11 protein-coding genes are annotated in these 15,585 nt (G+C 51.1%); 2 read left to right on the top strand and 9 right to left on the bottom strand.

What is annotated here, in order from left to right; translation table 11 throughout:
- Positions 1 to 268: 268 nt before the first annotated feature.
- From rmf to rlmKL, 6 genes are all read right to left on the bottom strand, one after another.
- Entirely contained in the window at positions 269 to 436 is a 168-nt protein-coding gene (rmf, locus tag GTPT_RS17140; protein ID WP_071780140.1) for a ribosome modulation factor, read from the bottom strand.
- Between the two features lie 290 nt (positions 437 to 726).
- The gene (gene pqiC / locus GTPT_RS13075) at positions 727 to 1,302 is read right to left on the bottom strand and encodes a membrane integrity-associated transporter subunit PqiC (protein ID WP_025902822.1); all 576 of its coding nucleotides are present in this window, start codon (positions 1,300 to 1,302) and stop codon (positions 727 to 729) included.
- Positions 1,299 to 2,942: an intermembrane transport protein PqiB gene (gene pqiB, locus GTPT_RS13080; RefSeq protein ID WP_029991110.1), complete on the bottom strand. Its 1,644-nt coding sequence runs from the start codon at positions 2,940 to 2,942 to the stop codon at positions 1,299 to 1,301. Before pqiB ends, pqiC begins: the two co-directional genes overlap by 4 nt.
- Positions 2,929 to 4,212 carry a membrane integrity-associated transporter subunit PqiA gene (gene pqiA, locus GTPT_RS13085; RefSeq protein WP_051170879.1) on the bottom strand — a complete coding sequence of 428 codons (1,284 nt, stop codon included), beginning with the start codon at positions 4,210 to 4,212 and terminating at the stop codon, positions 2,929 to 2,931. Before pqiA ends, pqiB begins: the two co-directional genes overlap by 14 nt.
- Positions 4,213 to 4,217: 5 nt before the next feature.
- Positions 4,218 to 6,134 carry an ABC transporter ATP-binding protein gene (locus tag GTPT_RS13090; RefSeq protein ID WP_025902825.1) on the bottom strand — a complete coding sequence of 639 codons (1,917 nt, stop codon included), beginning with the start codon at positions 6,132 to 6,134 and terminating at the stop codon, positions 4,218 to 4,220.
- 6 nt (positions 6,135 to 6,140) lie between these two features.
- Entirely contained in the window at positions 6,141 to 8,255 is a 2,115-nt protein-coding gene (gene rlmKL, locus GTPT_RS13095; protein ID WP_029991113.1) for a bifunctional 23S rRNA (guanine(2069)-N(7))-methyltransferase RlmK/23S rRNA (guanine(2445)-N(2))-methyltransferase RlmL, read from the bottom strand.
- Between the two features lie 106 nt (positions 8,256 to 8,361).
- Between rlmKL and GTPT_RS13100 the strand changes: the two genes are divergently transcribed.
- Positions 8,362 to 9,480 (top strand): YcbX family protein, encoded by a 1,119-nt coding sequence (locus GTPT_RS13100; RefSeq protein ID WP_029991114.1) that lies wholly within the window; start codon positions 8,362 to 8,364, stop codon positions 9,478 to 9,480.
- On the opposite strand, the gene GTPT_RS13105 is transcribed toward GTPT_RS13100, so the two are convergent.
- From GTPT_RS13105 to pepN, 3 genes are all read right to left on the bottom strand, one after another.
- Complete coding sequence (locus GTPT_RS13105; RefSeq protein WP_029991116.1) at positions 9,477 to 10,019, bottom strand: cell division protein ZapC; 543 nt, start codon at positions 10,017 to 10,019, stop codon at positions 9,477 to 9,479. The two genes, GTPT_RS13100 and GTPT_RS13105, sit on opposite strands and share 4 nt — an antisense overlap.
- A 163-nt stretch (positions 10,020 to 10,182) precedes the next feature.
- Positions 10,183 to 11,193, bottom strand: coding sequence for a quinone-dependent dihydroorotate dehydrogenase (gene pyrD / locus GTPT_RS13110; protein WP_029991117.1), 1,011 nt, complete (start codon positions 11,191 to 11,193; stop codon positions 10,183 to 10,185).
- Positions 11,194 to 11,382: 189 nt separating this feature from the next.
- Complete coding sequence (pepN, locus tag GTPT_RS13115) at positions 11,383 to 13,998, bottom strand: aminopeptidase N (RefSeq protein WP_029991118.1); 2,616 nt, start codon at positions 13,996 to 13,998, stop codon at positions 11,383 to 11,385.
- Between the two features lie 267 nt (positions 13,999 to 14,265).
- Between pepN and pncB the strand changes: the two genes are divergently transcribed.
- Complete coding sequence (gene pncB, locus GTPT_RS13120) at positions 14,266 to 15,471, top strand: nicotinate phosphoribosyltransferase (RefSeq protein WP_029991119.1); 1,206 nt, start codon at positions 14,266 to 14,268, stop codon at positions 15,469 to 15,471.
- Positions 15,472 to 15,585: the final 114 nt, after the last annotated feature.

Consider the following 15,585-nt stretch of genomic DNA (forward strand, 5'->3'; position numbering starts at 1 on the left):
GCCTGCGGGCCCTTTTTTTGTCTCTTGCCGCTGACTCCTGTCAGCCTGCCCCTGAGCTATCCGCGGACCGGTGACTGTCATCATCATCGTTATGCCTGACAGATAATAGCCTGCTGATTTCCGGCATAAACTGTCATCAGTTTGTCATGACTATCGGGTATTAAAAGGAAGGAATGATCAGGAGTGAAGAAAAATACTGCCGGAATGACTGTTTTCACCAGGGCTACGGCCAGTATGCAGAAGCCCTGGTTTTCTCAGGTCCTCAGGGTTAAGCAAATACCGAACGCTCGGACATAGCTAATCGCCATCCTCCGAGCCAGTGGGAACGGGTGTCTGTCGTCTGGTAAGGACAGATCTCCTTAGGGCGTCCGGTGATCCCGGCCTGATAGCCGCGTGAATGTGCACGATCTAAGCGGTCTCTTTTTTGTCTCTTCATACCTGCTTTCCCTCATGTCGATTAAGGTGGGACGGGATAGAAAGAACTGTGGTTAATAAGTGTGCAACCACCCCTTATTTCTACCGTCTCAGGTCTGAAAGGTCAATCTCAAAACACGACGGCAATGGCGAGAAATTCGCATTTCTTTTTGCTCATCATTGATAAGACGCGGCTCTGCCCCGCGCTCCGGAATTATCTGATTTAACGCTCTGTAGAAGAAACCGCACCTTACTTCGCCGGATATCCGGCTTTTCAGGTGCGGTTTATGATCGCGTTTTTCTGAGAGGTAATTACTGGTTAATTTTCTGCGCTATCTGCGCGGCTTCCTTTTGCCAGCCTGCGGACAGGGTTCTGACCAGGTCCGCATAACCGTCTTTATCCTGCGAAAGAATAAGAGAAAACGGCTGACGGAGCGTTTTATTATTACTCTGCAGTATCCATGACCCAGTGATCACGGCTTTGCCATCATAACGACCGTGAAAGCCGGTGACATTCACAGACAGCGTATCGTAATCATTACTTCCCGTCATGGTACCACTGACCAGCCAGCCCGGTAATTGCTGGCTGAGATTGCTGACCAGCGATTGCTGTAACTGCTGGTCCAGCGGACTGGCCCAGAGATTATTCGCCGCAATGACATACTGTACATCACTGGTCTGGTAGGCAATTCCGTTACCTGACAGATAGTCTGAGACAGTTACCGGCTCAACCCATAGAGAGCGCGGAGCCATTCCCGTCACCGGGCTGACAGACACTTCACTGCCCGCCGATGGACTGACCACGGGTAACTGATAGTAATGTTTATCCGCATCGCTGCTACAGGCACTGAGCAGCAGTGCAAAGCAAATGGCTAACCCTTTTTTCACTGTTTTGCCCTCTTCGGCTGTGGGTCATGACCCGGTGAGGCCTCAAAAACTAAGGCATTACTTTTGTTATTTAAGGTTTTCAGCACAGGCTGTAGCTGCTGCAGAACCTGATCCAGACGTTGCATATCTCCCACCAGCTTGTTGTAGGCCGGTGAACCTGGCTGCAGTCCTTTCAGGCTACGGTTAAGATCACGTAATGTCTGCTGCATATCTGCAGGTAATGTTTTCATTGCCGGACTGCCGGTAATTTTATTCACATTATCCAATGTGGTTTGTAACTCACGCAGCGTTTTCCGGCTTTCTCTCAGTGTACCGGTGGCTTCCGTCAGCATCGGCGTCAGTGGAAGTTTATCCACCTTGTCCAGAATGCTCATGACTTTCTGCTGCAACTGGTTCAGCCCCCCTGCGACCGTCGGGATCACTTCATAACCCGCGATTTTGTCAGGCCCGGTAAACTGCGGCACATTATTGTAGAAGTCTAAATCGACATACAGTGCCCCGGTGATCAGATTCGCCGTTTTCAGGCTGGCCCTTAATCCGTGCTGACGTCCTTCCTGCAGGTGCTGCTGCAGATTAAAGTTATCACCGACACTGGCCGCAAAACGACCCGGTTCAATCCTCACAAGCACAGGGATACGGTAATCATTACCCAGTTTTTCGAACTGACCCGGCATGACATACGGTACTTTTGCCACGGTACCCAAACGGATCCCACGGAATTCAACCGGTGCCCCCGCCTGCAGACCGCGAATAGACTCGTTAAAGAACATCAGGAAATCCGTATGACGCGTATACATAGACTCCTGAATCGAGTTATGGTCATCGAACAGATGATATTCCGCGTGATCCTTCGCAGGTTCACCCAGGGTTGCCCCATCCGGAACTTCAAAGCTGACCCCGCCGCTGAACAAGGTCGTCAGTGACCCCATTTCAACCCGCATGCCGGAAGCGGACATATCCACCGCAATACCGCTGTCTTTCCAGAACCGTACATTGGTCGTGACCAGACGATCATAAGGTGCCTGAATGAACAGTTCATAGCTCATCACGCGTTTATCGGTATCAAATTTGCTGGTTTCCACAGTACCGACACGGTATCCACGGAACAACACCGGATCGCCGGCATTAAGCTGCCCGGCTTTCATGCTGTCCAGGGTAATACGGATGCCTTTAGCATCCGGCGGAGCCAGAGGAGGAGCATCGAGCAACTGATACTGTTCCGGCTCGTCACCTTTGGTACCTGCCTGGAGTTCAATGTATGACCCGGAAAGTAAGGTGCCCAGCCCGGTGATACCTTCACGGCCAATCTGAGGTTTTACCGTCCAGAAGACCGAGTCCTGATGCAGCATTTTCTGCGTGCCATTATTCAGACGGACTTTGATGACGACCTGTTTCAGGTCATCACTTAGCTTTGCACTTTCCACCATCCCGATATCGACACTGCGGCTTTTAATGGTCGTCTTACCAGGAACAATGCCCTCGGCATTGCTGGTGATCAGAGTGACTTCCGGCCCCTGGTGAGAAAAATGGTAAAAGAGTATCCATCCGCCAATCAGCAGCGTGACGATGGGTACAATCCATACAGGTGACCATCTCTTGATATTTTCTATACGGGCTGTTTCGTGATTATTCTGTTTCAACACCAGATTCCTCAACACGATTATCGGTTTCACGGTCCCACAACAAACGAGGATCAAATGTCAGTGCGGCAAACATCGTTAAAATAACAACGGTAGCAAACAATAATGCACCCGGAGCAGGGTAAATATTCATCAGCCCCCCCATGCGCACCAGAGAAGATAAAATTGCGATAACAAACACATCAATCATAGACCAGCGACCAACGAGTTCGACAACATCATAAACCAGGTGCATCTTTTCATTGTCCCGTCGCCCCCTGCCACTGGCATTCCAGCTAAGCCAGCCTATTGCCAGTATTTTCAGGGTCGGTACCATAATGCTGGCGATAAAGATCACCATCGCCACGGGGTAAGAGCCATCGCTCCAGAGAAGGACAACCCCTGCCATGATATTCGAAGGATAAGTCGACCCCAGCGCACTGGTCACCATAATAGGCATAATATTAGCCGGTACATAAAGCATCACCGACGTTATCAATAATGCCATAGTCCATTGAAGACTTTGTTTTTTGCGAGCCTCCCCCCGGGTGAAGCACCGCGGACAGGTACGCTGATCCACCGGTAAGATGGCGGTACAGCAGGGACAGGCGCGCATCCCCTGAGCCAGTCCGCTGACCCCCGCCACCGGTGTTTTAAAGACCGGCAACTCCGGCTGGATATGCAGCCAGAGTTGCCGCTTATCAACACACTGAAAGGCCCTGAGCTGAAGGATACAGAACAGGCACCAGGGCCAGAAGCTTATCCCCAGGCCAATTTCACCGTAGGCCATCAGTTTCACAAAACTGACCAGTACCCCGGCCATAAAGATTTCAGCCATCCCCCAGTTCCGCAGGTGGAAAAATATCCGCCCCAGTACGACACGTAAACTGTGCGGCATTTTTATCCTGTTGACCAGCAAAAGAAGGATCACCAGACAGCAGGCAGGGATCACCTGTACCAGCATTAAAAACAGGAATGCCAGAGCGCTGAAATCATCGGAAACCATAATATCCGGTATCCGGGTCAGGGAAATTTCACTGTTTATTCCCGCTACATGCATACTGATAAACGGGAATAAATTCGCCAGTACCAGCATGAACAGTGCAGAGATGCCATAGACGGTCGGCCGGACACGAGGGTCCGGCCAGCGCATAGACAATGTGGAATGACAGCGTGGACACACCGCTTTCTTGCCCCTGCTCAGGACAGGCAAGCGGCAGGCCAGGTCACATTGCGGACACAGAACCCATGTGCCTGCATCGCTATGCTGCTCACACCGGGTTATGTTCATGGGGGTTATGCTCCGTTTCTCATATTTTCGAGGGTTTCCCAGCGGGCAAAGGCCTCTTCCAGCGCCTGCTCGGTGGCCGTAAGTTGTTCTGTCGCTGCCCGCACTTTATCCTGCGGCTGAGTGAAGAACTCAGGCTCGCTCATTTGCGCCTGCAGCTCACTAATCTGCGTTTCCAGCTGTTCCAGCTTCTGTGGTAACTGTTCCAGTTCACGCGCCAGGTTATAGCTCAGCTTTGCAGGTTTTGCGGCCTTTTTTTCGGTATTTTTTACCGGTTTATCTGCGCTGGTTGCCGGTTTCGGGCTGACCGTTTTTTTGGTCTGCAGGTAGGCCGCACGCTGTAACTGTGCATCATGATAGCCCCCCACAAAGCGGCCAATCTCACCGTTACCTTCAAAAATCCAGCAGTCTGTTACTGTATTATCCACAAACTGACGGTCGTGGCTCACCAGCAGGATGGTCCCCTGATAGCCGTCGATCAGTTCTTCCAGCAATTCCAGTGTTTCAACATCCAGGTCATTGGTCGGTTCATCCAGAATCATTAAATTGCTGGGTTTCAGGAACAGTTTAGCCAGTAACAGGCGATTACGCTCTCCTCCGGAGAGCGCGCGGACCGGTGTCATCGCACGTTTAGGGTGGAACAGGAAGTCCTGCAGGTAACCCAGTACATGGCGAGGTTTCCCGTTCACCATCACTTCCTGCTTACCTTCTGCCAGGTTATCCATAACCGTGCGGTCCGGATCCAGCTCTGCCCTGTGCTGATCAAAGTAAGCCACTTCCAGCTTGGTTCCGCTATGGACACGGCCACTGTCTGCAGCTAAATCGCCCAGCATCAGACGTAACATTGTGGTTTTACCGCAACCGTTCGCCCCGATCAGCGCGATTTTGTCGCCGCGCTGTACCTGAGCCGAGAAATCGTTAACCAGTGACCGGCCTTCCACCTGGTAGCTGACGTTTTCCAGTTCAAAGACGATTTTCCCGGAACGTGAGGCTTCTTCCACCTGCATGTTCGCTTTACCCATCACCTCACGACGTTCGGTACGTTCACGGCGCAGCGCTTTCAGTGCACGGACACGGCCTTCATTACGGGTACGACGGGCTTTGATCCCCTGACGGATCCAGACTTCTTCCTGTGCCAGTTTGCGGTCGAATTCAGCATTCTGCTGCTCTTCAACACGCAACGCTTCTTCTTTTCCGAGCACAAAATTATCGTAATCTCCGGGCCAGGAAACCAGTTTACCGCGATCCAGATCCACAATACGGGTCGCCATATTGCGGATAAAGGAACGGTCATGGGAGATAAAGACAATACTGCCACTGAAGGTTTTCAGGAACGTCTCAAGCCAGTCAATGGTTTCGATATCCAGGTGGTTGGTCGGTTCATCCAGCAGTAAGACTTTCGGGTTACTGACCAGCGCACGGCCGAGGGCTGCTTTACGCAACCATCCGCCGGATAACGAAGACAGCTCTGTGTCAGGGCTCAGACCGATATTCTGTAAAACATCGTTAATCCGGCTTTCCAGCTGCCATAGGTTATGGTGATCCAGCAGCGATTGTAACCGGGCCATTTCGTTAAGATTTTTCTCGCTCGGATCCTCCATGACCCGATGAGAAATGGCATGGTACGCTTTCAGGTATTGCGCCTGATCTGCAACGCCTTCCGCCACAAAGTCATAGACTGAACCGGTAATGTTACGTGGCGGGTCCTGTTGCAGACGGGCAACCACCAGATCCTGCTCGTACACAATACGGCCATCATCCAGCGCGATTTCCTGGTTGATGATCTTCATCAGTGTGGATTTACCGGCACCGTTACGGCCGACCAGACAGACACGCTCATTTTCTTCGATGTGTAACTCAGTGTTATCCAGTAATGGCGCATCACTGAACGATAACCAGGCATTATGTATACTGATTAAAGACATAACTATTTATTCCTTACCCGTGCCAGTGATCAGCCAGCAGTTATGAATATGCTTATTTCTGGCAAAATCCTGAGAGAGGGTTTTTTGCGTAATTTCCTGCGCCTGAAGACCCAGTGCAGACAGAGCGTCATGATCCATTTTGAATCCGCGCTTATTGTTAGAAAACATAATAGTGCCCCCGCGACGCAGCAATCGTTTCAGAGACCGCATCAGTTCCGGGTGATCGCGCTGAACATCAAAACTCTCATCCATACGTTTGGAGTTCGAGAAGGTCGGCGGATCGATAAAGATCAGGTCAAACGTCTCGGTCGCATTTTCCAGCCAACTGAGACAGTCTGACTGTATCAGTCGATGTGCCCGCCCGGATAACCCGTTCAGCTGCAGGTTGCGTTCAGCCCACTCCAGATAAGTCCGTGACATATCCACCGTGGTAGTTGACCTGGCACCGCCCAGCCCCGCATGGACACTGGCGCTGCCGGTATAGGCGAACAGGTTGAGGAAGTCTTTCCCCTGACTCATTTCACCCAGCATATGACGTGCAATACGGTGGTCAATAAACAGTCCGGTATCCAGATAATCCGTCAGGTTGACCAGGAAACGGGCATTATATTCTTTGACTTCGAAGAACTCGCCTTTATCAGAAAGTTTCTGATACTGGCTTTTCCCGCGCTGACGTTCACGGGTTTTCAGCACCAGACGGTTTGCCGGAATATCCAGCACATGCAATGTTGCGCTGATCACATCGAATAAACGCTGTCTGGCTTTCTGTGCATCCACGGTTTTCGGCGGCGCATATTCCTGAATCACCACCCGGTCGGCATAGCGGTCGACTGCGATATTGTATTCCGGCAGATCAGCATCATAAATCCGGTAACAATCAATGCCTTCCTGTCTGGCCCATTTATCCAGCTTTTTCACGTTCTTACGCAGGCGGTTGGCATAATCTTCAGCAATCTCGCCCTGGCGTGCAGAAGCACCGCTCATTAGCTGGTAGTTTTTCTGTATACAGTCAAGGGGCCCGTTTTTCGCTTTAAACTGACGTTCCGCGCGAAGTTGCAGGCAGCTCAATAGCTCCGGCGACCCGCTGAAAAGCGATAATTTCCAGCCCCCGAACTCGTTCTTCACGATACGTCCCAGTTGACTGTGCAAGGCTATCAGTGCCGGTTCGCTTTCCAGACGTTCCCCGTAGGGAGGGTTGCTTAACAGCGTCCCCTTCTCTTCTTCAGGCAGAGTATTTTTCAGCTGTAAAACATCCTGCTGCTTAAATGTAATAAAAGCATTCATCCCCGCTTTACGGGCATTCGCCTGGGCCCGCTGGATCACGGACGGGTCGTTATCATAACCATAAAAACGGACTTTTTTCCCCTGCATCGCCCGACCAGCGCGCGCACGGGCTTCGCTCACCACTTCCTGCCACAGAGCATCGTTATGCCCTTTCCAGGCAAGGAAGCCCCAGTGTTCACGGTTGAGGCCAGGTGCACGATCTGCCGCAATCATTGCGGCTTCAATCAGCAGTGTGCCTGAGCCACACATCGGGTCGATTATCGGCGTGCCTGGCTGCCAGCCTGAACGCATCACGACAGCCGCGGCCAGGTTTTCTTTCATGGGCGCCTGGCCCGTCTGCTGGCGATAATTACGCTGATGTAATGCATCTCCGCTCAGATCCAGAGAGATACTGACTTTATCCCTGTTCAGCCAGGCGTGGATACGGATATCCGGATTATCGCGGTTGACATCCGGGCGCGGAAGATTTTTACGGGTAAAGCTATCGACAATGGCATCCTTGATCCGCAGTGCACCGAACTGGCTATTGCGGATAACCTCATTGGTGCCGTTGAAATGCACGACAAAGCCCTGGTGACTGTCAAACAGTTCAGTCCAGGGGATCGACTGGGCCCCGACGTATAAGTCGAGATCGCTCCACAGGCCAAACTCTCCTAATGGCAGCAGGATCCGCGATGCAAGGCGACTCCACATCAGGCTCTGGTAAAGCGTTTTATCATCGCCCTGATAGTGAACACCACCCGGCACCAGCTGGATATCCTGAGCACCCAGCGTTTCCAGCTCAGTTTTTAATAGTTCTTCCAGCCCACGGCCTGTACTGGCAAAAAGAGAATTCATAATTTTTAGGTCTGCTTAATTGAAAATAGTTGCGCATTATAGCGAATCACAGCGCTATGTCATAAAGTTAGCTTCTTTTTGAAAAGTTACCTCACGGGTTCCCCCTATGATTAGTTTATCGCGGCTATTTATTCATCCGGTTAAATCCATGCGTGGCACGGCGGTTTCCCAGTCGCTGGTCCGTCCCGCCGGGCTTGCCTGGGATCGGTTGTTTATGATCACTGATACCGAAGGCACGTTTATTACCGCACGCCGTTTTCCTGAGATGGTCCTCTTTACGCCGCTTATAGTGGCTGAAGGTCTCTTTTTACAGGCAAAAGACGGCAGTCAGGCTCTGGTCCGGTTCGATGAATTCAGCGCCAGCGGAGAAACGACCGAAGTATGGGGATCGCGCTTTGATGCTTATATTGCCCCGGAAAGTATTAACCGCTGGCTAAGTACGTTTTTCCCTCATCCGGTCCAGTTACGCTGGATTGGCGAAAACCCGGCTCGCCGCGTTAAACGTGCCCCGGACGTTCCGCTGGGATTTGCCGACGGCTATCCTTTCCTGCTGATTAATGAACGTTCATTCCATGATTTACAGAATCGTTGTCCTGCCGGGATCCGTATAGAACAATTCCGTCCTAACCTGGTCGTTAGCGGTGCCCCGGCCTGGGATGAAGATGAATGGTCAGTCATCCGTGTCGGCGAGGTGACGTTTGATGTCGCTAAACCCTGCAGTCGCTGTGTACTGACCACGGTCAGCACTGAACGGGGAGTAGCTCACCCGGCCGGAGAGCCGATGAAGACCCTGAAAACGTTCAGGCAAGCTGCTGATGACAGCGGTGACATCGATTTTGGCCTGAATCTGATCGCGCGCAACAGCGGGGTTATCCGCTGTGGAGATAACGTTGCCGTTCTGGCCCGCAAACCGGCACGCCTCTATGCCGACACTGTTCCGGAAACAAGTACCGCGACAGGCGGATCGCCCGCAGCGGCGATCGACATTACCTGTCAGGGCAAAACATTCCGGGGAAATAATCAGCAGATTTTGCTGGAGCAGCTTGAAAATGCCGGATTAAGGATCCCTTATTCCTGCCGGATGGGGTCGTGCGGCTGTTGCCGACTGACATTAGAAAGCGGAGAAGTCACTCCGCTGAATGCAGGGGCCATCGACGGTAATACGATCCTGAGTTGCAGTTGTATTCCGCAAAGCCCGATCGTGCTCGGGGAAAACCGGCGTTAAACCACCTGATCGAAGCAGAGTTCACCGACAGGTTCATAGGGACGTAACCTGTCATTCATGATTTTAATCGCTTCACCCAGTAACAGCGTCTTACCGGCCAGTACCAATGACGTCTGAGCAAGGACACACAGTGTGGCGTTGCTTCCAGCTTCCACAACCAGAAAACGGACAGGTTCCCGGGTTTGAGATAACAGTGCCTCCACCAGTTGCCCGGCTTCCGGTACACAGCCCGCATGGCAGGCGGTAAAGTGCCAGCTTTTTGGCATCAGCGGTTTCAGGAAACGCCCTGCCACCAGCGCATTCAGAACCAGTTCCGCCCGTTGCTGATGACTGAAATCCGCGTCCCGGCAACGTTCTTCGAAATTAAAAAATCCGGCAGCATCATCAACACAAAATTGCTGCGATTCGAAAGCATCAGGAGTCAGCATTTTTTTGGAAAAACGCGAACGGAAATGCAATCCTTCGGTTAAATCCAGCATTAATCTGTCCTGCTTCTCATCATAATACCAGTGCCAGCGATCGTCAGGTTTCAATGTCATTGATGTTGCCTCTTAAATTTACGGCAAATTTACCGTTGCCTGAATATCCTTCTTTCAGGACTGAATAATAAACTGCCAGGCAGGCCATCCCTGACCTGAACAAAATATAAACGAGCCAGCGGCGTAAATAAACCCCTCTGGCTAAATAACCCGCTCTTTTTGGTTAAATATTCTTCACGATATCTTTAATCAGACCTGGTCCTTTATAAATAAACCCGGAATAGATTTGGATAAGCGATGCACCGGCGGCTAATTTTTCTTTCGCAGCCATTAATGAATCAATACCACCGACACCAATAATCGGCAGTCGTCCCTGTAATTCCTGGTTCAGTCGGTGAATAACCTCTGTACTTTTAAGTTGTACCGGACGACCGCTCAGGCCACCACTTTCTCCGGCATGTTTCAGCCCTTCCACCAGCGATCGATCCAGCGTCGTATTTGTGGCAATCACACCGTCAATATTATGTCGGACCAGACTGTCCGCCACCTGGATCAATTCTTCTTCCGACAGATCCGGTGCGATCTTCACCGCCACCGGGACATATTTCAGATGCCGTTTCTGGAGTTCCTGCTGTTTATTTTTAATCGCCGATAATAAATCATCCAGCGCTTCGCCGTACTGTAACGTACGCAAGCCCGGTGTATTCGGGGAGGAAATATTTACCGTAATATAGCCGGCATGCGCGTATGTCTTCTCCATGCAGATCAGATAATCATCTTTGCCCTGCTCTACCGGGGTATCTTTATTCTTACCAATATTGATACCAATGATGCCTTTAAAACGCGCTTTTTTAACGTTCTCTACCAGATGATCTACCCCGAGATTATTAAATCCCATCCGGTTAATAATCCCTTCGGCTTCGACTAAACGAAAAAGGCGGGGTTTATCATTACCGGCTTGCGGACGCGGCGTTACGGTTCCTACTTCAACAAACCCGAAGCCCATCATGCCGAAGGCATCAATACATTCGCCATTTTTATCTAATCCGGCGGCCAGGCCCAACGGATTATCGAATTGTAACCCCATACAACTGACCGGACGCGATGGCACACGCTGATGCACCAGGCGTTCAAAGGGTGTACCACGGATAAGTTTCAACTGGCTGATAGTCAGTTCATGGGCCCGTTCGGGATCGAGCTGAAACAGGGCAGGACGGATGATTGGATATAACATGCACTCTCCTGGAAACGATGGTCGCGCGCAGGGCTATCACCTGCGCTTATTTTGCGCCGGAATGGTAATGAGCTTTCGGGGAAAAGTAAATTTCCTCTGAAAACCCGCAGTAACGCTAAAATCAGAACATTTGCTGAATGAAAAAAACCACCCGGGGTGCAGGTGGTTTCAGGATCATTTCATCATTGATTATGCTGCCAGCGCCTTAGTGATTTTTTCATATAAATCACGGGAGAGATCCTCCAGACCTTTCAGCTCTTCAAGCGCTTCTCTCATCAGTTGCTGACGCTGATCGTCATAGCGTTTCAGACGGATCAGGGGTTCGATAAGCCGTGCCGCAATTTGCGGGTTACGTTTATTGAGATCTTTCAGCATACGGGTGAGGAAGCGATATCCGCTACCATCGGTCGCATGAAATGCTGAAGGATTAGCCGAAGCAAACGCACCGATCAGTGAACGTACACGGTTCGGGTTAGTCATGGTAAATGAACGGTGGTTAAGCAGCCCTTCCACACGGTCCAGTACATCCGCAGCAGGGCTGGTCGCCTGCATAACAAACCATTTATCCATCACCAGGCCATCCTGGTGCCAGCGCTCGTCCCACTGTCCCAACAGTTCATCGGCACACGGTAGCTGTGCACTCACTGCCGCATTCAATGCAGCCAGTGCATCTGTCATATTATTAGCCTGCTGATACTGCTGGCGCACCAGAGTGTCAGCCTCCTCCGGCTGACCAAAGGCCAGATAACTCAGACAAACATTTTTTAGCGCACGCTTACCGATATCTTCCTGGACCACCCGATACTCACCGCATTGGTTTCCATGGTAATTTTCCAGCAACTCTGATTGCAGTTCTTTCGCCAGCGTTCTGATAATCGCTGTCCGGACCGAGGCAATCGCTGCCGGATCAATGAGTTCAAACCATTCCGCCATCTCATTTTCAGAAGGCAGGCTCAGGATCAGCGCCGTCAGCGCCGGGTCCCCCCCTTTATCGGCCAGCACTGCGCGGAAAGCTTCTGCGACATGTTGTGGCAAAGAAAGCGGCTGTTTCTGACTGAAACGTAAAACATTCAGTTTCACATAGGTGGACAGCAGGCTTTGTGCCGCATCCCAGCGTGAAAAGTCATTTCGTGCATGACGCATCAGGAACGTCAGCTGGTCATCACTCCACTGATAATCCAGTTTAACCGGGGCTGAAAATTCCCTCAGTAACGAAGGGACCGGCCGGGCGCTGACGTTATCAAAGATAAACGTCTGCTCACTTTCGGTCACATCCAGCACGGATGACACTGGCTTGCCCTGGTACTGCAGCGGAATAATATTACCTTCAGCGTCATAAAGCTCAATATCCAGCGGAATATGCAAAGGCAGCTTTTCTTTCTGATCCGCTGTGGCCGGTGTGTGCTGCCTGACATGCAATTTATAGACGTCATGCTGCGCATCGTATTCATCGCTGACGGTCAGTACCGGAGTACCGGACTGACTATACCAGCGGCGGAATTGTGTCAGACTGACACCGGAAGCATCTTCCATCGCCTGCACAAAGTCATCACAGGTGGCGGCGCTACCGTCATGACGCTGAAAATAGAGTTTGATGCCTTTCTGGAATTTTTCTTCGCCCAGCAAAGTGTGCATCATGCGGATCACTTCCGATCCCTTTTCGTAGACGGTCAGGGTATAGAAATTATTCATTTCCATCACCTGATCCGGGCGGATCGGATGAGCCATCGGGCTGGCATCTTCCGCGAACTGAGCACCGCGCATCACTCTGACATTTTCAATACGGTTCACCGGACGCGATCCCAGATCAGAGCTGAATTCCTGATCACGGAAGACGGTCAGGCCTTCTTTCAGACTTAACTGGAACCAGTCACGGCAAGTCACACGGTTACCGGTCCAGTTATGGAAATATTCGTGACCAATGACAGCTTCAATACCGAGATACTCTTTATCGGTAGCCGTTTCGGCTTTAGCGAGTACGTATTTGGAGTTAAAGATATTCAGACCTTTATTCTCCATCGCGCCCATATTGAAGAAGTCGACGGCAACAATCATGAAAATATCCAGATCGTATTCGAGGTCAAATCGCTCTTCATCCCACTTCATACTTTGCTTCAGCGAAGTCATCGCCCAGTCAGCCCTGTCGAGGTTGCCCTGATCCACGAAGATTTCTAAAGCGACATCACGGCCTGAACGCGTGGTGAAGGTGTCGCGTAAGACATCAAACTCGCCCGCCACCAGCGCAAACAGATAACAAGGTTTTGGGAACGGGTCCTGCCATTTCACCCAGTGACGGCCATTTTCGCTGTCACCTGAAGCAACACGGTTACCGTTTGACAGTAAATACGGATATTTCTTCTTATCGGCTTCAATAGTCGTAGTGAAACGCGCCAGTACATCCGGACGGTCAGTATACCAGGTGATATGGTGGAAACCTTCGGCTTCACACTGAGTACATAACGCCTCACCGGACTTATACAGTCCTTCCAGTGCCGTATTTTGATCCGGGTGAATAGTATTCACTATCTGTAAGGTAAATTCTGCCGGGACGCCCCGTACCGTCAATAAACCTTCATCAATGCTGTAGTCTTTCCACGCTTGTCCGTCGATTTCCAGGCTGTCCAGCGTCAGAGATTCCCCTTGCAGGACCAGGTCAGTCACCTGCTCATTCAGACGTTTCACCTGGCTGACAGCCGTTACGCGGGTCTGTTGCTCATCGAGAATAAATGAGAGATCAATATCGGTGATAGTGAAATCCGGTGCGCTATAATCGTGGCGATATTTAATTTGTGGTTGATCTGTCATAAATTTTTCCCGGTCATCGTCATCAAAGAATTTATTCATCCCGAGTTTATGCTTCTTAGCAAGCTGTTTCCAGATACAAAACGCTTACAGGTAAATTCTCTGCATTTATTGACCAGTGAATTCGTTCGGGTCCCGACCGGCAGGAGAAGGATTACTGTGTTCTGATTCACTTTTCATCAGATAACGTTATACTGGGATCGTTGTTTAATATTCTTAACACTCTCTGACCAGGCCTGGCGCCGCAGACTTAGGATGCAGGTACGCACCATGAAACGACATGATCCGCCGATAATCACTTCATTGCTGGATACGGATGCGTATAAACTGCATATGCAGCAAGCGGTTTACCATCATTACCGTGATGTGTCGGTCACTGCCGGGTTTCGTTGTCGCGGGGACGACGTGCCAGGCCATTACGCCGGCGAGTTACGTCGGCAGATAGAGCAGATGCAATCACTGGCGCTCAGTGAAACTGAATATCTCTACCTGGCCGGTTTACCCTTCTTTACTGCAGACTATCTGCAATGGCTGAAAACCTTCCGCTTCAAACCTGAGCAGGTGGATGTCCGTAACCAGCACGGCAAGCTCAGCATTACCTTAAGCGGCCCCTGGGTTGAAGTCATTCTTTGGGAAATCCCGTTGCTGGCAATGATAAGCGAGCTTGTACACCGGGATAAAACACCGTTCATTGGCGTGGATCAGGCCCTGAGCTCTCTGGACGAAAAACTCAGTGCATTCCGTCGGGCCTCGGCCGGTATCGATACCTCACGCTTCAGACTGATGGATTTTGGTACGCGCCGGCGCTATTCGCGTCAGGTTCAGCACGCGGTCGTGGAAACCCTTCAGCAGGAAGTCCCCTGGCTTTCAGGGACCAGTAACTATGATCTCGCCAGGCGTCTGAATATTTCTCCGGTCGGTACACAGGCACACGAATGGTTCCAGGCCCATCAGCAGATCAGCCCCGAGCTGGCCATTAGCCAGCGGGTCGCTTTACAGGCCTGGCTGGAGGAATACCCTGACCAGCTGGGTATTGCATTGACGGATTGTATTACTACGGATGCCTTCCTGCGCGATTTCGACCTGAATTTTGCCAGCCGCTATCAGGGTCTCCGTCACGATTCAGGTGAACCGGTCGAATGGGGTGAAAAAGTGATAGCCCATTACAGAAAACTGGGAATTGACCCGCAAACCAAAACGCTGGTGTTCTCTGATAACTTAACCCTGGATAAAGCGCTGGCACTTTACCGGTATTTCGATCCCAAAGTCAGGGTCGCCTTCGGTATCGGAACCCGCCTGACCTGTGACATCCGGGGTGTCTCACCGCTTAATATCGTGATTAAGCTGTTAAGCTGTAACGGTAAACCGGTGGCTAAATTATCAGACAGTCCGGGCAAAACGATTTGCCATGACCCGTCATTTGTCAAAGCACTGCAGAAAGCCTTTGAGCTTCCCCCGGTCAGACAGGCCAGCTAATGATAACCCCGGGCGAACGAACTCTCTCCTTCCTTCGCCATGAAATCTGATAGCTGAGCGTAATTTTTCTTGTTTCCTGTGAACTCACAAGTAACATATCCGTTTTCCCCGCCA

Origin of the sequence: Tatumella ptyseos ATCC 33301, assembly GCF_000735525.1 — a bacterium.
GTDB classification, from domain to species: Bacteria; Pseudomonadota; Gammaproteobacteria; order Enterobacterales; family Enterobacteriaceae; genus Tatumella; species Tatumella ptyseos.

What these genes read in the sequence shown, in the direction of transcription:
- rmf (WP_071780140.1), bottom strand. Translation starts at nt 436, where the DNA reads ATGAAGAGACAAAAAAGAGACCGCTTAGATCGTGCACATTCACGCGGC.
- pqiA (WP_051170879.1), bottom strand. Translation starts at nt 4,212, where the DNA reads ATGAACATAACCCGGTGTGAGCAGCATAGCGATGCAGGCACATGGGTT.
- GTPT_RS13090 (WP_025902825.1), bottom strand. Translation starts at nt 6,134, where the DNA reads ATGTCTTTAATCAGTATACATAATGCCTGGTTATCGTTCAGTGATGCG.
- rlmKL (WP_029991113.1), bottom strand. Translation starts at nt 8,255, where the DNA reads ATGAATTCTCTTTTTGCCAGTACAGGCCGTGGGCTGGAAGAACTATTA.
- GTPT_RS13100 (WP_029991114.1), top strand. Translation starts at nt 8,362, where the DNA reads ATGATTAGTTTATCGCGGCTATTTATTCATCCGGTTAAATCCATGCGT.
- GTPT_RS13105 (WP_029991116.1), bottom strand. Translation starts at nt 10,019, where the DNA reads ATGACATTGAAACCTGACGATCGCTGGCACTGGTATTATGATGAGAAG.
- pyrD (WP_029991117.1), bottom strand. Translation starts at nt 11,193, where the DNA reads ATGTTATATCCAATCATCCGTCCTGCCCTGTTTCAGCTCGATCCCGAA.
- pepN (WP_029991118.1), bottom strand. Translation starts at nt 13,998, where the DNA reads ATGACAGATCAACCACAAATTAAATATCGCCACGATTATAGCGCACCG.
- pncB (WP_029991119.1), top strand. Translation starts at nt 14,266, where the DNA reads ATGAAACGACATGATCCGCCGATAATCACTTCATTGCTGGATACGGAT.